Source organism: Pseudomonas sp. SWRI111 (assembly GCF_014268555.1).
Classification (GTDB): domain Bacteria; phylum Pseudomonadota; class Gammaproteobacteria; order Pseudomonadales; family Pseudomonadaceae; genus Aquipseudomonas; species Aquipseudomonas hamedanensis.
In genome coordinates this window covers 208,257-227,197 of sequence record NZ_JABWQQ010000006.1, presented here as the reverse complement: position 1 = coordinate 227,197, position 18,941 = coordinate 208,257, and the positions used below count along the sequence as shown (strand labels likewise).

Below are 18,941 nucleotides of genomic sequence, written 5' to 3'. Positions count from 1 at the left end.
ATGCTGGATAGACTGCTGGCCCTGCTTGTTCTGGCGATTGTCCTCGGTGTGCCACTGGGGCTGATCTTTCTGCTCACCGGGCAGTTCCTGATGGACTTCGTGTTCTTCTATCCGTTGTTCATGTCCGGGTTGTGGATTGCCGGTGGCCTGTATTTCTGGCTGCACTGGGAGCGTCACTGGCCCTGGAAGGACGACACTTTACCGCCGCCGCTGGAAGGCGAGCCGCTGATCTCGATCCTGATCCCTTGCTACAACGAAGGCGACAACGCCGCCGACACCATTCATGCGGCGCTGGCCCAGCATTACCCGAACATCGAAGTTATCGCGATCAATGACGGCTCCAGGGACAACACGGCCGAAGTGCTCGACGCCCTGGCCAAGGAGGACCCGCGTCTGCGAGTGCTGCACCTGGCGGAAAACCAGGGCAAGGCTGTCGCCCTGCGCATGGGCGCGATTGCTGCACGCAGTGAATATCTGGTGTGCATCGATGGCGACGCATTGCTGGCGCCCAATACTGCGGCTTATCTGGTCGCGCCGATGCTGGATAACGCCCGTCTTGGCGCGGTGACCGGCAACCCGCGAATCCGCACACGCTCGACGCTTGTCGGGCGGGTGCAGGTCGGCGAGTTCTCATCGATCATCGGCCTGATCAAGCGCACCCAACGGGTGTTCGGGCGGATCTTCACCGTGTCGGGAGTGATCGTCGCGTTTCGGCGTACCGCGCTGAACCGCGTGGGCTACTGGAGCCCGGACATGATTACCGAAGACATCGACATCAGCTGGAAGCTGCAACTGGATCACTGGAGCATCTTCTACGAACCGCGCGCGTTGTGCTGGATTCTGATGCCCGAGACACTGGGCGGGCTGTGGAAGCAGCGTCTGCGCTGGGCCCAGGGCGGCGCCGAGGTGCTGTTCAAGAACATTCGCGGCATCTGGCAGTACCGGCACCGTTACCTGTGGCCCTTGCTGTTCGAATATTGCCTCTCGACCGGTTGGGCGTTCACCTTTTTGCTGTCGGTGATTTTCTGGGCCGTGGGCAAGTTCGTGGTGATGCCAGACGCCATTGCCGTGGATCATCTGATGCCGCCGGCGTTTACCGGTTTGCTGCTGGCGTTTGTCTGCCTGGTGCAGTTCGCGGTGAGCATCGTCATCGACCGTCGTTATGAACCGGGCCTGGGCAAGACCATGTTCTGGGTGGTCTGGTATCCGCTGGTGTTCTGGCTTGTCAGTCTGCTGACTACCTTGGTCAGCTTTCCGAAGGTTCTGTTCGGCCAACATCAGAAACGCGCGCGCTGGGTCAGCCCTGACCGGGGTATCAAACCGATTGGCGACGACCAGGAAGAGGTCATTAAATGAAAATTATCCGGACTCGTCAGCGGCCATTTCTGGTGGTGATCGATGTCATCCTCACCCTGCTGGCATGGATTGGCTTGTTGTTCTTGCTGGTGCGCGGGCTCTGGCCGCTGATCGAAACCCACGCCGGCGGACCGCGTATCGACAACTCGGCGTTCGAAGCGCTGGGAACCTTGCAGGTCTATCTCTGGGTGGCGCTGGTCAACGCCGTGATTCTGATCGGCTGGGCGCGTTATCAACAACGAAAAAGCCGCAGCTTCGCCCAGCGCCGTTTGCCATCGCCAGTGATTGACGACCAAGGGTTGAGCAAAAGCTTCAAGCTGTGCGATGAGCGTTTCCAGAAGCTGCGCACGCCGGGGGTGATGACCATTCACAACGATCAGGACGGTGACATCAGTCACGTGGAAACGCATTTCTGGCCAGTGCAGCCGGAGCAATTGCCACCGCCCCTGGCGCCGCTGCAGTATCCGCGGGTGATCTTTGTGCATGCCGAGAAAGACGACAATCGCGAGCCGCTGAATCCGCTGGCCTGATCGATACGACAACGGCGCCCTGTAGGAATCAATGTCAGGCCTGAATCAGCGTCCAGGCCTCTTTCATCCGCAAAGGTTGCTTCATCCGCTCGGCCAGCAGTGCCATCGCGCGTTGCTTGTCACATGCCACCGCCGCGACGACGAGGCCGTTGTTCACGAACAGGCCAATGAACGGCGGTTTCTGCGGCTCGCCGCTGAACTCGACTTCGTTCCATTCTTCGGCATGTCCGAGATAGTCGTAGTTCTTGCCGAAGTGGTTCGTCCAGAAAAACGGCACATCCAGATAATGTTCCTCGCCGCCGAGCATGTTGGCGGCGGCGATGCGCGCGTGTTGCTGGGCCAGGCGCCAATGCTCGATGCGTGTTGGGTGGCCGCCCAACGGGAACGTGGCGATATCGCCGATGGCCCACAGCCCTTCGCACACGCGCATGCCATCGTCGACGCGCAACGACTGGTCGTCTTCTTTGGGCAACGACGCGAATGCCTCGGTGGCCGGATGAACGCCGATACCGGCCAGCACCAGATCCGCGGCAAGCCGCAGCCCGTTGTCCAGCAACACCGCCTCGACCTTGTCCTCGCCGAGGATTTGCGTGGTTTCATGGCCGATGATGAACTTCACGCCGTGCTCTTCGTGCAATGCGCGAATCGCTTGACCCACCGCTTCGCCAAATTGCGCGGCGAAAGGCGTTGCATGCCGCGCCAGCACCGTGACGTCGAGGCCGTGCTGGCGCAGGGCCGAAGCACATTCGAGGGCGATGAAACTGTCGCCGATGATCACTGCGCGTTGGCCAGGCCTGGCGGCATTCATGAGCTGTTCGGCGTGGGCCTTGGAGCGCAGAACGAAGACGTTGGCCAGCTCGGCGCCGGGCAGTTGCAGCGCATTGGGCGCGCCGCCGGTGGCGAGCACGGCGGCGTCGTAACGCAGCGTGCCGCCGTTGTTCAGCTTAAGGATTTTGTCTTGCGCGTCGAGTGCGCTGACTTCGCCTTGCAGCCGTTCGATGCGCTGCGCTTGATAGAACGCCTCTTCGCGCAGGTGCGGGACTTCTTTCGGCGACATCTGCCCGGCGAGAACGAATTTGCTCAGTGCCGTGCGGTCGTAGCCGGGATCCGCTTCGCCGTCGATCAACACGATGCGCCCGCCAAAACCTTTCTCCCGCAGGGCCGCGGCGCACGCGGTGCCTGCCGCTCCCGCGCCGACCACCACGAAGGTGCGCGGATCGTCAGCCGGCGGGGTGTGTGGATCGGGCAGGGACTGGTCATCGACCCAGACGTCATCGCCGCGCAACTCCAAAGGATAACGCTTGAGGCTGTCGAGCGACGGCGGCTCGCACAGGCCGCCGTCCTCGGCGCGGAATGCGGCTTTGTGCCAAGGGCAGATCAGCCTTCCATGACACAGCGCGCCTTCCGCCAGCGGCGCCCCGGCATGGGGACAGAGGCCCTGAAACGCACGTAACTGGCCGTTGGCACGCAACAGAACGATCTTGCAGTCGCCGATTTCGACTTGCAGGCCACGGTCTTGCGGGACATCGGTGAAACGGGCGACACGGTGCAGGGACATCGTTGGCTTCCTCGCAGGCAATTTCTCTTGTGAGTTTGCGTGGCTGCGCGAGGTTCAGCCATTTGCCACTGCCACGGCACGAACGGTACCGCTATAGTTTGCAGGCCGACGACGGCCCCACTGCACAAAGGTGCTCCCGGAAATGACCCGATTGACCTCTCTCAACCCTTGGCTGGCGGCCGTTGCCGTCGCCCTTTGCGTGCAGTTCCCGGCGCAGGCCCAGGAGCGTTTCACCCTCAGCATCCCGGGCGTGTCCGATAACCGCCTGTTCACCTCGGCGGCGGCCAGCGATGCGCCCGGTTGCGGCGGCAAGAACCAGTCGCCGGCGCTGAGCTGGAACGCAGGTCCTGCCGGCACCCAGAGCTACGCGATCGTCATGCACGACCCGGACGGCCAGAAAGGCCTGGGCGTCGATCACTGGATTCACTACGGCATCAAAGCCGGCACGCGCCAGATTGCGGCCGGTGTCGGTGCAAAATCCAGCCTCGAAGGTGTCGGCGGCACCAACAGCAAGGGCAATACTCATTACATGGGGCCGTGCCCGCCGGTGGGCGACAGCGCGCACCATTACATCATCCAGATCTACGCGCTGGATCTGGCCCCCGACGCCTTGCCGGCCGGGTTGACCCGCGCCGAGCTGATGGAAAAAATCAAAGGCCATGTGCTGCGCAACAGCAGTGCGGTGCGGCGTTATCACCGCTGATTGGCTGACCACACCGCGTGCGGCCTGTGGCCCGTGCGGTGAGATTGCATTTGCTCGATGACCGCGAGCACTCGCCAGGTGCGTCGACACGCGCCTGGCGCCTTCCCGGGTGCGGCCACGGTCGCCATCGCATCGCGCCGATGGCGATGTGCGCTACCCTTTGCAACGGTTCAACCCTGAACGCTGGAATTTGTCACCCGGACTGCTGAAGATGTCGGGTGCCAGGCTAGCGACGCATGTTCATGGAGAACGCCGTGCCGATCACTCCCGGCACGTGGCGTGACGACTGAAAACGCCCATTGCTGATGACGCTTTTGCCCGACGGTATCGATACGATGCCCGAGCGTTGGCATGGATGGCCGAGTGCAAGCGCTGGCCTCGAGGTTTTGACCTCGACGGGCGGGCGCAGTACCTAACGCACCAGGATTTGAAGCGATTGAGCATGAACCCAAGTAAAGATTCGACATTTGCCTACCAGGCTGTTTATCGCTATCTCGTCGAACTGATCGAAGCCGCCCATCCCGAAGGCGAGCAGAAACTGCCGTCGCTGCGGCAATTGGCGCAGCGTTTGAACGTGTCAGTCTCCACGACCAAATATGCCTACTCCCTGCTCGAGGATCAGGGGCGGATCTATGCGCGCCCCAAGCTCGGATATTACACCCGGGCCATGCCTTCGGCGCTGGTCAGCGAGGGCTCGCCGAACCTGCTCGACAGCGTTTTCGCCAGTGCCCGGCAGCCCGGCATGCTGGCGCTGAGCAGCGATGCACCGGCGATGCTGCTGTCGCTGGAAAACCCGCTGCTGATGACCGAGCGCGAATTGACGCGCCAGTACCCACGTTCCCACGCGCCGCTGTATCAGCCCTTTGGCGAGACCGAGTTGCGCAGCGTTCTGGCGGATCGCTACACCCGCTCGACGCGCTGCTACTGGCGCGCCGAGCACGTGTACATCGGCTCGGACCTGCGCAGCGTGCTGGAGTTATCCCTCGAAGCGCTGCAACTGACCGGCACCGTGGCGCTGGTGGAGTCGCCGTGTTCCTGGGCGATTCTGCGCCAGTTGCAGGCCGCGCGGATCCGCGTCATTGAACTGCCGTTGGGCGATGATGGGCGCTTTGACTTGCCGCAACTGCAGCTGTTGTTGCAGCGCGAGACGATCAGCGTGGCGGTGCTGTCGTCGACGGTGAATATTCCCCATGGCAGCCTGATGCCGGGCGAGGACAAGAAACTGATCTGCCGCTGGCTGGCGGAACGGCGCATCTGGCTGTTTGAAAACGACAGCTACGGCGAGTTCTGTTTCGCGCCAGGCGCCACGCGCTACCGTGATTTTGCCGACCCCGAGCGTCTGGTGGTGTTTTCCACCTTCGACAAGATCATCGGTTCGGAAGCCCCCTACGGCTATGTGTTGAGCCGGTTCCAGGGGCCCGAACTGCATCGGCTGTTTCTTGAGCGGGCGTTCCGCTTGTCGCCGATCCGGCAAAAGGCGATCGCGCGCTTGTACACCACGCGCCGGATCGATCAGCACACGCAAATGTTGCGCAGTCTGTTGGTCGGCCGCATGCAGCGTATGCAGGAAATGCTGCACGAACACACCGACGGCCAGTTGCGCATCGTCGCCCCGCTGGGCGGCGCCGCATTCTGGGTCGAAGCGACGCGGCCAGTGAACATGCGCCGGGTGTTCGAGCGTCTGTTGGCCAAACGCATCGTGATTGCGCCCGGCGAGATATTCAGTCAGCAGGGCGCATGGCAGCATCACCTGCGCCTGAGCTACACCCTCGACTGGAGCAAGGACATTGCCCACGCATTGAAGATGCTGACTCAGGCGATTCACGATGAGAGCGCCGTGTCCGCCGCTCAGTCGACGCCATAGCAGTGCCGGGCCTCGGGGAACGTGCCCTCGCGCACTTGCGTGGCAAAGGCGTCGCAGGCCTGAGTGATCAGCGCGCCGACATCGGCGTACTGTTTGACGAAACGTGGCACGTGGTCCCCGCCCAGGCCCAGCATGTCCTCGGTCACCAGCACCTGGCCGTCGCATGACGGCGAGGCGCCAATGCCAATGGTCGGCATTGGCGACAGCTCGGTCACCCGCCGCGCGACACCTTCGGCAACGCCTTCGAGCAGCAGGCTGAAAGCGCCGGCGGCAAGGTGCGCGCGCGCATCGGCTTCAATCGCCTGCGCCGCCGTTTCGTTCATGCCCTGTGCCTTGAAACCGCCCATGGTGTGAACGTATTGCGGCATCAGGCCGATATGCGCCATCACCGGGATGCCGCGCTTGACCAGAAACTCCACGGTTTCGGCCAGCACGGCGCCGCCTTCCAGCTTGATCGCGTCGCAGCCGGTCCGTGCCAGCACCTGCGCACAGTTACGGTAGGCCTGTTGCGGCGACTCCTGATAACTGCCGAAGGGCATGTCGGCAATCACACACGCCAGGCGCGTACTGCTGACCACCGCGCGGGTGTGCGCAATGATTTCATCCAGGCTCATGTCCAGGGTCGACGTGCGGCCGTAACCGACCATGGCGGTGGAATCGCCGACCAGGATGAAATCGACGATCGGGTCCATCAACTTCGCCATATGGCTGGTGTAGGCGGTCAGGGAGACGATTTTCTGTTGTCCCTTCATGGCGACCAATTGCGGCACGCTCAGTCGTTTGGTTCGGGTATGCAGGCTCATGCTCTCTTTCCTTTTCAAGCCCCGTTGGCGGGGTTGTCTGTGGTTACAACCAGTCGCGTTCCCAGCCTCGCCACGCGGCGTGATCGGCCTCGATACGCGCGGACAGCGGGTGCAACAGAAACACCGCGCCGGGTGAACTGTTCAGGTCAATGGTGGGCGTAATCGCTGCCCCCTCGGCGTGGCGGAATCTGACGTTATGAAAACTCGCCAGGGTTTCCAGGCGTTGGCGTGCCTGGTCCTGCGCAAACAGACCCGAGCGATGGGCGATCAGGTTCAGGCACCTGGCGTGTTGCAGCAGCCGATAGCGCTTGGGCCATTGGACCAGATGCGCAGGCGTCAGATAGCTCAGACAGGTCAGCGCGACCTGATCGTTACCGGTCGCCGCTTGCAGGGCGGGGGGGCAGGCCAGCCCGGAAAGCCGCGCGCCGGTTTCCAGCAGACGCGGGCCGTCGGCGGTCAGAATCAACTCGGTGTGCGCCGGGCCATGGACGATGCCCAGTGCGTCGAGTACGCCCTGCACGTATTCGATCAGCTGTGGCAATTGCGAGGCGTCGGCTGGCAGCAGGTCCTCGCAGTCATAGATCTTGCGACCATCAGCAGCGAAGGTTTTCGAGCTTTTCCATACGTCCGTAATCCAGTGCTCGCCCTCATGACTGACGCTGTTGATCACGTACTCGTCGCCGCTCAGGTATTCCTGCAACAGCAGCGCCTGGTTGTCGAGCATCATCAGGTTGGTCGACCCGAGAATCGTTTCGACGGCGGCCTGCAACTCCAGCGCGTCGTGGCAGATGAACACGTTGTCGGAGCCAGCACTGTCCAGCGGCTTGGCGACGACGCTGGCGCCGCCACGCGCCTTGAACCAGGCGAGCGCCTCGGCCATCGAGCGGGTGCGCAATTGCGCCGCCACCGGCAGTCCGGCCTGAGCGACCTGCTCGGCCATCAGCGATTTGTCGCGGCGGGCCGCCGATGTCGCCGGGTCATTGCCGGGCAGGCCGAGGCGGGCGGCGAGCAAATCGGCCAGCTCGACGCCAAATTCACTGCCGGTCAACACCGCCGCCGGCTGGTGCGCGGCGAGCCTGGCAATCAGCGCTTCCAGGCTTTCGTCGGCGACGCTGTAATCGGCGACGAACAGCTCCGTCGGGCAACTTGCGGCAAACGCCGCCGGCATCTGCGCGCGGGAGCGTACATGCAGCAAGCGCCGCTCGCCGGCCAGTGCACGGGCCAACAGGGCACCCGTGGAATACGCGTCGACCAGAATGAACGGCGCGAGGCTGGAATCAATGCAAGGGTTGGTCATAACGATTTACCGTGTAATGCAACATCTGAAACAGTTCGCTGGAACTGACGCCGGGGCCGTTCAGCGACCCGCCGCTGCCACGCGGCAACGGCAGGCCGCCGGTATTGCCCCAGCGCAGCGCGCCGCGGTCGTCGATGCGGGTGGTGGCGCGTCCGGGGTTGTCCGGATGCAGGCAATAAGGGATGTCGAGCAAGCCGCGAGCGAACGCCTGAATCAGCGCCAGACCAATGTTGGCATGCAGATCCAGCACGGTTTCCACCAGTCGTCGCGCTTCGAAGAGGGTTTGCTCGTAATAGCCAGCGCCGCCCGCGCCCATCGTTGGCAGCTCCCCGGCCGCCGCTTCGGCCGCCATGCGCAAGGCGTCGAGGTTGTCGTCGACACTGGGGATTTGCCGCGATTCGGCGACGGTCTTGACGATCAGCCGTTCGCAACCGGCGGCCTGAGTCAGGCGCGCGCTGTCGCCAATCAAACGGCGGGCGCCGTGCTGTGTGGTCGGAAAGACGCCCATGTAGGAATACACCACGACATGCCAGTGGGCACCGTCCAGATAGTCGGCGGCCAATTCGCGTAATGCCTGCAACGCGCCGAAGTCCTGCTCCAGCGAAGTGCCCTGGGCGTAGCTGAGCGAAACACTGCGAATCCCGTGCTGGCGGAAGAACAGCGCTTCGAGCAGGGTCATGGCGACCAGCAGCGACGGCGGGCACAGCTGCCCGAGCAGGCAGCCACCGAAACTCTCGATGTGCGCATGCTCGGTCGCGTCGGCCAGTAACCGGCAGCTGTCGGCCCAGGCGCTGACCGCCTCGGCCAGCGGCAAGCGGCTGTAAGGCATGCAATACGACACAGGGCCGCCTTCCGTGGCGTCCAGCCCCAGGGCTGCGAGGCGCTGGAATACGTTTTGCGGTTTGGCCGTGCCGTGGCGGATCTGGATCGGAAACTGCGCACCGTACAGCCCGGCGAGCATGCTGCGCACCGCTTCGACCGGGTGGCTGATGATCGGAAAGCCGTTCATCGGCGCAGCACTGTTGAGACACTGCAAGGCGCTTTGGTAATCGCCGACGCGGGTGTAGCTGTCCAGGGTGATGGTGCCGATGGCCGCGCAGGGCAGGTCGGCGACACTGGCCAGCCCGGCGCGCATCTGCTGAAGGGTGCCAAAGCCCATGCGCGGTTGCACCACCAGTTCGCCGCGGGCACGGGCACGCTCGATGAACTGCTCAAAATAGCCGCCGCGAGACGTGGTCATGCCTAGCGCCCCGAGACCAGTTCGACCACGGTTTCACCGGTGGCCGGGTCGTAGCGACTGATGCGGCCCTTATGCGGATCGCCGGCACGGACCCGGGCGATCAGCGTGGCATCGCTGTCGAAGTCGATCCGTTGGTGCGCATACAAGCTGCGCAACGCCGGCAACGGCAGACCGCTGACCTGGCTCAGCCACTGGCTGAGGCCCGGTTCGTTGTGTTCGCCGGCGAGGATCTGGTGCAGCACATCGATGTTGCCCAACTGCTGCGGGTGGCAAAGTCCTAGAAAACTCGACAGCTCGCGGCCGCGGTCGACGAACGGGGCAAACTGCATGCAGACCAGTTGCGCCTCATCCAGCCCGAAGGCCTGCTCGGCAAAGCGCGCGGCAAGTGTGCGACGGGCTTGCATGCCCTGTTCGTCGGCATACGCAGCCATGGCCAGATCGATCAGGCGCTGGGGCATTTCTTTTTTGCGCATCAGCGCCTGCGCCAGTTCGAGATATTCGGCAATCCCCTGGTTGTAGCGGCGGCCTTGTACGTACTCGGCTTTAAGCCCGCGAAAGTGCGCCATCAGCATTGGGTTGGCGCAGTCCGATTCGGTGAAACTGAACGCCAGCTCTTCGAAGCGGAAATCGAGAAATTCGGTGATCAGTTCCCAGTGATCCTCGACTTTGTAGCTGACCAGATCGTAAATACTGACGAACGCCGGGTCGGCATGCTCATCGCCGCAGGCGACGCGACGCTCCTCGCGCTGCTGGTCGAAGCCTTCGCCGAACAGCTCGATGAAATAGCTCTGGGCCACGCCATCGAGCGCTTGCAGCAGTCCGCGAAAACCCTGGCGGCGACACTCGTCGACGTTCAGGCCCAGGCGCTGCGCCAGACGCATGATCCAGGTGAAGTAGTGTTTCTGTTCCTTGCGCGAGTCGCCGGTGACGACCGCGTCGACCCCGCCTTGCCACCACGCTGCGCGTCCATAAAAATCGGCCACGGCCAGGTTGCAGCTGTTGCAGAAGGTCGGTCGGCCGTCGCCAGCGGTACGGTGGCCGTTCATCAACACGTCAAAACGGTTCATCGCCTGCACATTGTCAGGGAACGGCAGGTGGCGTTCGAACGGGCGGATTTGCTGATGATCGACCACCAGCATTTCCACTCGCGAATCGTCGAACAGGTGCAAGGCGCGGTAGACCCGATCAATGTTGGCCATTACCGCATCCGGTACGCCGGCGTGACGCATGTTGGCGATGCGCAGCTGAAAGGTGCGACCGTGCAACACCGACAGATGCAACTGCGTGGCGCGCAGCATGGCCACGGTGTAGGAGCTGTCCTTGCCACCGCCGTAGGCGACCATCAGTTTGTAGTCGGTCAGCCGGTCGAGGCCACCTGCCGCGGCGATCAGGCGCTCGCCGATCGTGGCGACGGCGCGACGTTCGTCGGCCTTCAGATAACGATTGAGTTCGCCCAGCAACGGTTCGTCGTGACTGGCTTGCAATTGAATGGCGTTCATAGCGCTTCAGCCTGGAATTGGTACGTCTGGGTGGTGTGGCGGATATCGCGCTCAGTCGCGACTTCGCTGCCGCCGACAAAAATGAAGCGGCCGCTGTGCAGGGCGTCGTAACTGCCGCCGGCCTCAAGGATTTCTCCCGGTTGGGGCAACAGCTCGCGCCACAGGTTGGGCAATGCTTCGCGCAGTGATTGCGCCTTCACCACGCGGCAAGGCAGCTGTGCGGGTTTGGGAATGACCAGCCAGCCGCCACTCGGATCGTCGTCGATGGCGGGCACGGGCACCTTTTCGCCTGCGAGGCGGCGCAGCCAGTGTTCGTAAAGATTGACCCCGAATACCTTGTTGATCAGGTGCGGCACTTCACTGCCGCCAACCCGCGCGCCGATTTCGAGGAACACCAGTGACTCGTCCGGCTCGACGAAAATCTCCAGGTGGAACGCGGTACAGCGCAGGCTCAAGGCGCGCAGGATCTGTTGGCTGAACGCTTCGATGCGTTTGCGCAGGGGCGATGCCTGAACGATGACCGAGCCCAAAGGCTGGGCCTTGGCGAAATCCAGACAACTGTTGATGTAGCGCGATATCACTTGAAACGGCACGCTGCCGTCGACATCGGCAAAGCCGTCGATGTGGTAGGTCTGGCCATGCATGAAGGCTTCGATCTCATAACGGCTGAGGTCGAGGGTGGCGAGCAGACGGCGCAGGTCGGCTTCGTTCTCGACTTTTTCCACGCCCATGCTCGCGGCACCATCGACCGGTTTGAGGATCAGCGGAAACCCGATCTCGCCGGCAAAGTGCAGGGCCTGCTCGACCGATTGGCAGCGGGCAAACGCCGGCACCGGCAGACCCTGAGCCTGAAGGATTTCCTTCATGCGCGCCTTGTCGCGGTAGACCGCCACTTCATCCGGCCCGTCTCCCGGGATATTCAGGGCCTGGCGTACCCGCGCGGCAATTTCCAGGGTGAACTCGGACAGCGCGATCAACTGGTCGACCGGCCCGACACGCGCGATGACCTCTTGGACTGCTCCCAGCAATTGCTCGTATTGATTGACGTCCTCGACCTGCACCTGATGGGCAATCTGCTGCGCCGGGGCGAGCACGCCCTGGGCGCCGGGCGCATCGACCACGTAACTGATGCGGTGCTGTTGATGATCGAAGAACGCCTCGTAGCGAGTCAGTTCATTGTCCCAGCGGCGCTCATCATGAAAACGCGGCCAGCGGTTGACGATAACGATGTGCATCGTAGTGATCCTTGAATGGGCGAAGTCGGCGGCGGTCGGGGATCAGCCCCAGGACGGCGCACAGAGGGCAGGTGCAGGTTCGGCGTCGGGTTGCGTGGGCAGGGCGCTCAGGTACGCGCTGAATGCCTCGATCGCATCGGCGCCGACGAACACCTGGTTGTAGCCGGCGTCGATCAACGCCCGGCGCACCGCCAGGGTTTGCGCCTCGGAAGTGGTCAGCTTGCCGCCGATCACACAGCGCAGCCGGGGATACCGCTGGCGCACCTGACGAATCAGTTCCAGGCCTTGCGAATACCCATGGCCATTGACGCTGCTGATCACCAGCAGGTCGCTGCGACGCTGTTCAAGCGCGCCGAGTACGGCGTCGATCGGCGTGCAACTGCCCAGGTTTTTCACCTGCAAGCCGTGTTCGCCGAGCCACAATTGCAAGTACACCAGGTTCCACATGTGCGAGTCGGACTCGACGGTAGCGAGCAGGCAGTGCGGCAGGACTTTCATTGGGACGCCTCCATGGCGAGCGACGGGCCACCCAGCGCCAACTGGAAGCGTCGGGTGGTCAGGATGAACAGCAGAGTGCCAGGCACGGTCAGCACCAGCGCCAACACCAGAATCAGCACCTGCGGGCCGTAGACGTGGCCGACGCTGGCGGTGAGCAGACCGCCCAGCGGATAGGACAGCAGATTGACCAGGTAAAACGGCCCCATGACTTTGCCCAGATGGGCTTTGTCGATGGCTTTGATCCGCTGCGTGCGATTGAACACGTTGAACCACGCACACCCGGCCATCGCCAGCAGAAAGCTCAGGGCATACAGCACCACGCCGTTGGCCACGCCCATGCAGATCAGGCCCAGGCACAGCAAGGCGAAGCCCAGCGCGCCCAGTCGATAGATCGACAGCCGGGCCAGCAGGCGCGGCACCAGAATGAAATTCAGCAGGCCGAGGGCGCCGGCCCCGGCGTTCATCAGACCGAACACGCCGTCGGCAGCGCTGAAGACTCCGCTGATGACAAACGCGTTGGCGCTCAGTACCGCGGCAAAGGCCAGGTTGATGGTGAAGTTCAGGCCGGCCAGCGTCAGCACCGGCCGGTTGCCGAGCAACAGTCGCCAGCCCAGAGCCAGATCCTTGAGCACGCTGCCCGCACCGCTGGCCGGGGTTCGCGCCGTCGGCAGGTTTCTCCAGCACAACGCGGCGCCGAACAGCGCCATCGCGGCGAGGCCCAACAACCAGCGCTTGTCGGTGTACATCGCCAACCCGGCCGCGAGTGCCGGGCCGAGCGCCATCGCCAGCAGCTCCATGTTCTGCACCAGCGACTGACAATGGGCGAGGCGCTCGGGGCCAGCGATCAGCGGTACGCTTTTCTCCACCGCCATGCGCACCGGAGCCATCAGCACCGACAGCACGATGCCGTTTCCGATCAGCGCCCAGATCGTCCATTGCGGCGCAAACCAGCAAATCCACAAGGTGACGCCCAGGCTCAGTCCGCGGGCCGTGTTGGCTGCGCGGAACAACAAGCGGCCGCCAAAGCGGTCGGCGAGTAACCCGGCAAACGGGTAGGCGATCAGCGCCGGCAGCCATTCAAGCGCGAAGGCGATGCCGGAATAGCGCACGTTGCCGGTCAGTTGAAAAATCATCAACGGAACGGCAAACAGCACGGTCTGTTCTGCCAGCAAGGCGCATAACAGTCCGGCACCGAACAGGCGAATCGCCCTGCGCCGGGCATCGGCGCTGACCTCAGGCATGATCGCGATCCCACACCGTTTCCAGCTCGCGCAGGTAAGGCAGCACGTACTTGCAGAACCGGCGCATTTCATCGCGGGTCGGCCAGCCGGAGAAAATGAACTCGCTGACGCCAACCTTTTTGTACTCGAACAGGTACTCGGCGACTTCCTGATAACTGCCGACCACGCACAGTGCCGGGCCGCCGCGATAAGCTACCGCGCCCGACCAGAGCATCGGCGACAGCCAGTCGTGCTGAGCTTTTTCCGCCAGTTGGAACGAGGTCTTCACCGCTTGGGAATCGCAGCGCCCGACAAATTCGCGGACCCATTCACGGTGCTGCTCGTCGGGGTTTTCCATCATGCTTTCGACGGCGGCCAGCGCTTCTTCACGGGTTTCGCGGGCCAGTACGTGCATGCGGATGCCCACCGAGCAACCTGCCTGCAACACGGTGCGGCTGGCCTCGGCAATCCCCTCGGGGGTATCGCCGTAACGCAGCCAGCAATCGCTGTGCGCGATAGCGATTTGCTGGGCAATGTCCGAGGCGCCGCTGAGGTAAATGCGCGGCCGCTCGGCATCTTTGAAGGGCAGGCCCAACTGGGCTTTTTCGATGCGGTAGTGGGCGCCGTGGTAAGTCAGCGGCGATTCGCCTTTCCAGAACCGATGCAGGATGTCGAGGAATTCGCCGGTACGTTCATAGCGACCGTCGTGGGCAACGAAGTCGCCGTAATAAGCTTGTTCATCCGGCGAGATACCGGCCACCAGGTTCAGCGCAATGCGCTTGTCGGACATCCAGGAAACGGTGTTGACGATCTGGGTGAACAGCGTCGGCGGCAGCAGGCCGGGACGGTAGGCAAGGATGAATTTGACCCGCTCGGTTTCACGCACCAGCGCGCCGATCATCGGCAACGGATCGGGCATGTGGTAGCTGATTCCCATCAGCAGCGAGTCGATGCCCAACTCATCGGCTTCCTGGGCAAAGTCGACGATGCCAGCGAAATCGAGGGCACCGGTGTTGTATTTTTCCGAAGCCTTTTGCTGACCGCTATCGAGCGGTGAGCACCAGTGAATGCGCAGTGCAGGCATAGTGTTTCTCCATGGCGCAGCCGGCCACCGCCGAAGCGGGGCAGGCGTTGCGATTCAGATGCGGATCAGAACAGGAAGCTGGTACCGACGGTGCGGTCGAACAGCGCGACGTCGCGGATGCGCCGCTTGCCGCAAATGAACTTGAGCAGGCGCTCGATGCCCAGACCGCCGCCGGCGCTCGGGTGCAGCAAGCCACGGCGAGCCACTTCCAGGTAGTTGGCAAACGGCTGCAAGTCCATCGACAGCTCGTTCATGCGGTAGACGATCTGCTCGTATTCGAACTCGCGCTCGGCACCCGACAAGGCTTCGCCATAGCCATCGGGATAGATCAGGTCATAGTTGTTGTACGTACCGCGCTTGCCCGGGGTCTCGCGGTCGTAGAACTCGCGGCGGTAGTTGGTGACGAAGAACGGCGTGTGCGCTTGCGCCGACATGATTTTTTCGAAGTCGTCGCCATGCTCGGCGCGCAGTTCGTCGGAACTGTAGATCGGGAAAGCCGTGGCAAAGTGCGGCAGTTGCCGACCCAATTGCTTCAGCTCGCCAGCGCAATGCTGGTTGACCTCGCTGAAGACATGCTTGATCAGGCCTTCGATCAGCGCCATGACCTGGTGCATGTCGCCATCGCGGATCTCGAAATCGAACTGGGAAAATTCCAGCAAGTGGTTTTCCGAGTCCTTGATTTCGGCCTTCTCCAGGCGAATGTTCGGCGCGACGATGAAGATCTTGTCGTGGCCCTTGGCAGTCAGCGCCAACTGCTTGTGAAAGATCATGCTCGCCGTCAGTTTCAGGCGCCGTTGTTCGTACTGGATCTCTGCCGGATACACCGCATGGTTCAACGGATCGGTGATCGGCGACATCAGGATCGGCATCAGCTGTTTGAAGTCGCGTTCCAGCAGATAGTGTTGCAAGGCTTGTAGGACGCGGCCTCGGATGATGGCAATGGACTCTGTGTCTGGATGCGCAAAATCGGCGAAGTTACTGGTGATTTCTTCCATGATTGGCCAAATATCCGGGGATTAGGGAGGGCCTGATTATTGTTTAAACAAGCGAAAACTCAATGTACAGATTTCCTCTAAAAAGCAGCACAGAGCTTGGGTTTTGTTGTCCGGCGTTGCGTTTGCATAGACGATACCGCGCTGTTGAAACTGATCAGGTGGCGCAGGAGCAAGCCGATTCGCAAGGGCGCTTCGTGCGCCGGTGTCGCTCCTTTACTGACCTATTCAGAGCTCATCCATGACTGCTCTTAATGTCTCGCCCCCTCACCGATTTTCCCGGTCCGACTACAAGACCCTGGGCCTTGCCGCCCTTGGCGGTGCCCTGGAAATCTATGACTTCATCATCTTTGTGTTTTTTGCCCTGACCCTCAGCCAACTGTTCTTTCCGCCAGACATGCCGGAGTGGCTGCGCCTGCTGCAAAGCTTCGGCATTTTTGTCACCGGCTATCTGGCGCGCCCGCTGGGCGGAATCCTGATGGCGCATTTCGCCGATCAGTCGGGCCGTAAACGGGTATTCAGCCTGAGCATCCTGATGATGGCGGTGCCTTGCCTGGTGATCGGCATCATGCCGACCTACGCCCAGATCGGCTATTTCGCACCGCTGTTGTTGCTGCTGTTGCGGGTCCTGCAAGGCGCCGCCGTGGGCGGCGAAGTGCCCAGCGCCTGGGTGTTCGTGGCCGAGCATGCCCCAGCCGGGCATCGTGGTTATGCGCTGGGGTTCCTTCAGGCCGGATTGACCTTTGGTTATCTGCTCGGCGCGCTGACGGCGACCCTGCTGGCGCAAGTGTTTACCCCGGCGGAGATTCTCGATTACGCCTGGCGCCTGCCGTTTTTACTGGGCGGGGTGTTCGGCGTTATCGGCGTCTGGCTGCGCCGCTGGTTGAACGAGACACCGGTTTTCGTGGCATTGCAGGCACGCCGTGCGGCGGACGCCGAACTGCCGTTGCGCACCGTGCTGCGCGAACACCGCAAGACTTTGCTGCCAGCGTTCATCCTGACCTGCGTGCTGACATCGGCCGTGGTGGTACTGGTGGTGATCACGCCAACCGTCATGCAGAAAAGTTTCGGCATGACGCCCGGCCACACCTTTGCCCTAAGTAGTCTGGGCATCGTTTTTCTCAACATCGGCTGCGTGATCGCCGGGCTGATCGTCGATCGCATCGGCGCCTGGCGTACGGTCAAGCTGTACAGCGTATTGCTGCCGGTCGGCATCGCACTGCTTTATGGCTGCCTGATCAGTGGCGGCGCCTGGCTCGGGCTGGCTTACGCGCTGGCCGGGTTGAGCTGCGGCGTGGTCGGCGCGGTTCCGTCGGTGATGGTCAGCCTGTTTCCCGCGCACATCCGCGTCTCGGGCATTTCGTTTACCTACAACATCGCCTACGCACTGTGGGCGAGCACCACGCCGCTGCTGCTCATCGCCCTGATGCCGTGGAGCCCGTGGGTGTGCGTGGCTTATGCGGCGGTGATGGGCGCTGTGGGGGTTGGCTGCGCCCTGTGTTTCGGTCGGCACGAGCCGGCCTGGACGCGGCCGGCGCTGGTCCCGGAACGCTAAGGCAAGCGAAGCAGTTACGCACCACGGCTCTGGCACGGATGGCTATAGATGATGGAATTACACGATTTATCGGCGACGCAATTGCTCGACCTGTACGCCCGCCGCCAGTTGTCGCCGCTGGAGTATTTCGATCACCTGCTGGCCCACATCGAACGCTGGGAGCCGAGCATCGCAGCGCTGTGTGCGTTCGATCCGCAGCGCATACGCGAGCAGGCACGAGCGTCGAGCGAACGCTGGAGCCGGGGCGCGCCGCGCGGCGGCCTCGACGGCGTACCGGTGACTCTCAAGGAGCTGATTGCCACTCAGGGCGACTGCGTTACTCAAGGAACCGCTGCCATATCTGCCGTGCCGGCGAGCGAAGATGCGCCGCCGGCTGCGCGTCTGCGTGAGAGCGGGGCGATCATTCTGGGCAAAACCACCGTGCCGGACTTCGGCATGCTGTCCTCGGGCTTGTCGAGTCTGCATGGCATCACGCGCAATCCCTGGAACCCTGCCTGTAACCCCGGAGGTTCGAGCGCCGGTGCAGCCGCAGCGGCCGCCGCCGGTTACGGGCCGCTGCATGTCGGAACCGACATCGGCGGATCGGTGCGGCTGCCGGCGGGCTGGTGTGGCCTGGTCGGTTTCAAGCCAACCCTGGGCCGGATTCCGATTGATCCGTATTACACCGGTCGCTGCGCCGGGCCGATGACCCGCACCGTCGATGACTGCGCGTTGATGATGGGCTACCTGACGCGCCCGGACCGCCGCGACGCAACCAGCCTCGCCGCGCAAACGCTGGACTGGCAGTTGCAAGCTCCGGCGCTGCAGGGCGTGAAAGTCGGCTTGATGCTGGACCCTGGTTGCGGCTTCCAGCCCGACAGCGAAGTGTGCGACGCGGTGCGTCAGGCGGCGCGGCTGTTCGAGGCACACGGTGCGCAAGTGGTGCTGATCGGGCCGGTGATGGATCGCCGTTTGCTGGATGGCCTCGATGATTTCTGGCGCGCCCGACAGTTGGCGCAATTGCAGGCCCTGATTCCGGAGCAGCGCAGCAAGGTCTTGCCGTACATCGAGGCGTGGGCGGCCCCCGCCGCAACGATGAGCGCGGTGCAGGCGGTCGACGGCTTCAACCAGACTTTCGAAATGCGGCGCCGCTGTGCAAGGGTCTTTGACGATCTCGATCTGGTCTTGTCTCCGACCAATCAGGTCAGCAGTTTTCCGGCCGAGTGGCCCTCGCCGGGCAACGATCCGCGCCAACCGTTCGAACACATCGTGTTCACCGTGCCGTGGAACATGGGCGAGCAACCGGCGCTGTCGATCAACTGCGGTTTCACCACCCAAGGCATGCCGATCGGTTTGCAGATGATTGCTCCGCGCTTCGCCGATCAGTGGCTGTTGCGCTGCGCCAAGGCATACGAGAGCTGGCGCGGACCGATCGAGCGCTGGCCGTCCGTACCGTTGCGCTGATGCCCTGCGCTTGTGTGTATCGCCCAAGCGCACCGCGTCGCAGTGGTGCGTCTTTTCTTTTGCA

The 18,941-nt window shown here is 62.8% G+C and carries 16 protein-coding genes; 6 read left to right on the top strand and 10 right to left on the bottom strand.

Annotation, left to right across the window (positions count from 1 at the left end; all coding sequences use genetic code 11):
- Together pgaC and pgaD are read left to right on the top strand one after the other, a co-directional pair.
- Positions 1 to 1,356, top strand: coding sequence for a poly-beta-1,6-N-acetyl-D-glucosamine synthase (gene pgaC, locus HU755_RS10490; protein WP_186548655.1), 1,356 nt, complete (start codon positions 1 to 3; stop codon positions 1,354 to 1,356).
- A complete protein-coding gene (gene pgaD / locus HU755_RS10485) occupies positions 1,353 to 1,886 on the top strand; it encodes a poly-beta-1,6-N-acetyl-D-glucosamine biosynthesis protein PgaD (protein WP_186632201.1) in 534 nt (177 codons plus the stop codon). Before pgaC ends, pgaD begins: the two co-directional genes overlap by 4 nt.
- A gap of 34 nt (positions 1,887 to 1,920) precedes the next feature.
- Here the strand turns inward: pgaD and HU755_RS10480 are convergent, their stop codons facing one another.
- Positions 1,921 to 3,444 carry an apoptosis inducing factor family protein gene (locus HU755_RS10480; protein WP_186632198.1) on the bottom strand — a complete coding sequence of 508 codons (1,524 nt, stop codon included), beginning with the start codon at positions 3,442 to 3,444 and terminating at the stop codon, positions 1,921 to 1,923.
- A gap of 142 nt (positions 3,445 to 3,586) precedes the next feature.
- On the opposite strand from HU755_RS10480, the gene HU755_RS10475 reads away from it, so the two are divergent.
- Positions 3,587 to 4,147, top strand: a complete 561-nt coding sequence (locus HU755_RS10475; RefSeq protein WP_186548649.1) for a YbhB/YbcL family Raf kinase inhibitor-like protein — start codon at positions 3,587 to 3,589, stop codon at positions 4,145 to 4,147.
- Between the two features lie 442 nt (positions 4,148 to 4,589).
- Positions 4,590 to 6,011, top strand: a complete 1,422-nt coding sequence (locus HU755_RS10470; protein WP_186632195.1) for a PLP-dependent aminotransferase family protein — start codon at positions 4,590 to 4,592, stop codon at positions 6,009 to 6,011.
- Here HU755_RS10470 and panB read toward each other — a convergent pair.
- The 9 genes from panB to HU755_RS10425 all read right to left on the bottom strand — a co-directional run bounded on the left by panB (position 5,996) and on the right by HU755_RS10425 (position 15,882).
- Complete coding sequence (gene panB / locus HU755_RS10465; RefSeq protein WP_186619365.1) at positions 5,996 to 6,814, bottom strand: 3-methyl-2-oxobutanoate hydroxymethyltransferase; 819 nt, start codon at positions 6,812 to 6,814, stop codon at positions 5,996 to 5,998. The genes HU755_RS10470 and panB overlap by 16 nt on opposite strands.
- Before the next feature lie 43 nt (positions 6,815 to 6,857).
- Positions 6,858 to 8,111 (bottom strand): ATP-grasp domain-containing protein, encoded by a 1,254-nt coding sequence (locus tag HU755_RS10460; protein ID WP_186632193.1) that lies wholly within the window; start codon positions 8,109 to 8,111, stop codon positions 6,858 to 6,860.
- The gene (locus tag HU755_RS10455; protein ID WP_186632190.1) at positions 8,092 to 9,351 is read right to left on the bottom strand and encodes a methylaspartate mutase; all 1,260 of its coding nucleotides are present in this window, start codon (positions 9,349 to 9,351) and stop codon (positions 8,092 to 8,094) included. Before HU755_RS10455 ends, HU755_RS10460 begins: the two co-directional genes overlap by 20 nt.
- Before the next feature lie 2 nt (positions 9,352 to 9,353).
- Positions 9,354 to 10,850: a hypothetical protein gene (locus HU755_RS10450; protein ID WP_186632187.1), complete on the bottom strand. Its 1,497-nt coding sequence runs from the start codon at positions 10,848 to 10,850 to the stop codon at positions 9,354 to 9,356.
- Complete coding sequence (locus HU755_RS10445; protein ID WP_186632184.1) at positions 10,847 to 12,085, bottom strand: acetyl-CoA carboxylase biotin carboxylase subunit family protein; 1,239 nt, start codon at positions 12,083 to 12,085, stop codon at positions 10,847 to 10,849. The genes HU755_RS10450 and HU755_RS10445 overlap by 4 nt, the downstream gene beginning before the upstream one ends.
- Before the next feature lie 42 nt (positions 12,086 to 12,127).
- Positions 12,128 to 12,583, bottom strand: a complete 456-nt coding sequence (locus tag HU755_RS10440) for a cobalamin B12-binding domain-containing protein (RefSeq protein ID WP_186632181.1) — start codon at positions 12,581 to 12,583, stop codon at positions 12,128 to 12,130.
- The gene (locus HU755_RS10435) at positions 12,580 to 13,824 is read right to left on the bottom strand and encodes an MFS transporter (RefSeq protein WP_186632178.1); all 1,245 of its coding nucleotides are present in this window, start codon (positions 13,822 to 13,824) and stop codon (positions 12,580 to 12,582) included. Before HU755_RS10435 ends, HU755_RS10440 begins: the two co-directional genes overlap by 4 nt.
- Complete coding sequence (locus HU755_RS10430) at positions 13,817 to 14,887, bottom strand: LLM class flavin-dependent oxidoreductase (RefSeq protein ID WP_186619372.1); 1,071 nt, start codon at positions 14,885 to 14,887, stop codon at positions 13,817 to 13,819. The genes HU755_RS10435 and HU755_RS10430 overlap by 8 nt, the downstream gene beginning before the upstream one ends.
- Positions 14,888 to 14,952: 65 nt before the next feature.
- Positions 14,953 to 15,882: an asparagine synthetase A gene (locus tag HU755_RS10425; protein ID WP_186632175.1), complete on the bottom strand. Its 930-nt coding sequence runs from the start codon at positions 15,880 to 15,882 to the stop codon at positions 14,953 to 14,955.
- Between the two features lie 238 nt (positions 15,883 to 16,120).
- Between HU755_RS10425 and HU755_RS10420 the strand changes: the two genes are divergently transcribed.
- Positions 16,121 to 17,434 carry an MFS transporter gene (locus HU755_RS10420; RefSeq protein WP_186632172.1) on the top strand — a complete coding sequence of 438 codons (1,314 nt, stop codon included), beginning with the start codon at positions 16,121 to 16,123 and terminating at the stop codon, positions 17,432 to 17,434.
- Between the two features lie 48 nt (positions 17,435 to 17,482).
- Entirely contained in the window at positions 17,483 to 18,877 is a 1,395-nt protein-coding gene (locus HU755_RS10415; RefSeq protein ID WP_186632169.1) for an amidase, read from the top strand.
- The last annotated feature ends 64 nt before the right edge of the window (positions 18,878 to 18,941 follow it).

Excerpts from the sequence above, each read along its gene's own strand:
- pgaC (WP_186548655.1), top strand. The coding sequence starts at position 1 with ATGCTGGATAGACTGCTGGCCCTGCTTGTTCTGGCGATTGTCCTCGGT.
- pgaD (WP_186632201.1), top strand. The coding sequence starts at position 1,353 with ATGAAAATTATCCGGACTCGTCAGCGGCCATTTCTGGTGGTGATCGAT.
- HU755_RS10480 (WP_186632198.1), bottom strand. The coding sequence starts at position 3,444 with ATGTCCCTGCACCGTGTCGCCCGTTTCACCGATGTCCCGCAAGACCGT.
- HU755_RS10475 (WP_186548649.1), top strand. The coding sequence starts at position 3,587 with ATGACCCGATTGACCTCTCTCAACCCTTGGCTGGCGGCCGTTGCCGTC.
- HU755_RS10470 (WP_186632195.1), top strand. The coding sequence starts at position 4,590 with ATGAACCCAAGTAAAGATTCGACATTTGCCTACCAGGCTGTTTATCGC.
- panB (WP_186619365.1), bottom strand. The coding sequence starts at position 6,814 with ATGAGCCTGCATACCCGAACCAAACGACTGAGCGTGCCGCAATTGGTC.
- HU755_RS10460 (WP_186632193.1), bottom strand. The coding sequence starts at position 8,111 with ATGACCAACCCTTGCATTGATTCCAGCCTCGCGCCGTTCATTCTGGTC.
- HU755_RS10455 (WP_186632190.1), bottom strand. The coding sequence starts at position 9,351 with ATGACCACGTCTCGCGGCGGCTATTTTGAGCAGTTCATCGAGCGTGCC.
- HU755_RS10450 (WP_186632187.1), bottom strand. The coding sequence starts at position 10,850 with ATGAACGCCATTCAATTGCAAGCCAGTCACGACGAACCGTTGCTGGGC.
- HU755_RS10445 (WP_186632184.1), bottom strand. The coding sequence starts at position 12,085 with ATGCACATCGTTATCGTCAACCGCTGGCCGCGTTTTCATGATGAGCGC.
- HU755_RS10440 (WP_186632181.1), bottom strand. The coding sequence starts at position 12,583 with ATGAAAGTCCTGCCGCACTGCCTGCTCGCTACCGTCGAGTCCGACTCG.
- HU755_RS10435 (WP_186632178.1), bottom strand. The coding sequence starts at position 13,824 with ATGCCTGAGGTCAGCGCCGATGCCCGGCGCAGGGCGATTCGCCTGTTC.
- HU755_RS10430 (WP_186619372.1), bottom strand. The coding sequence starts at position 14,887 with ATGCCTGCACTGCGCATTCACTGGTGCTCACCGCTCGATAGCGGTCAG.
- HU755_RS10425 (WP_186632175.1), bottom strand. The coding sequence starts at position 15,882 with ATGGAAGAAATCACCAGTAACTTCGCCGATTTTGCGCATCCAGACACA.
- HU755_RS10420 (WP_186632172.1), top strand. The coding sequence starts at position 16,121 with ATGACTGCTCTTAATGTCTCGCCCCCTCACCGATTTTCCCGGTCCGAC.
- HU755_RS10415 (WP_186632169.1), top strand. The coding sequence starts at position 17,483 with ATGATGGAATTACACGATTTATCGGCGACGCAATTGCTCGACCTGTAC.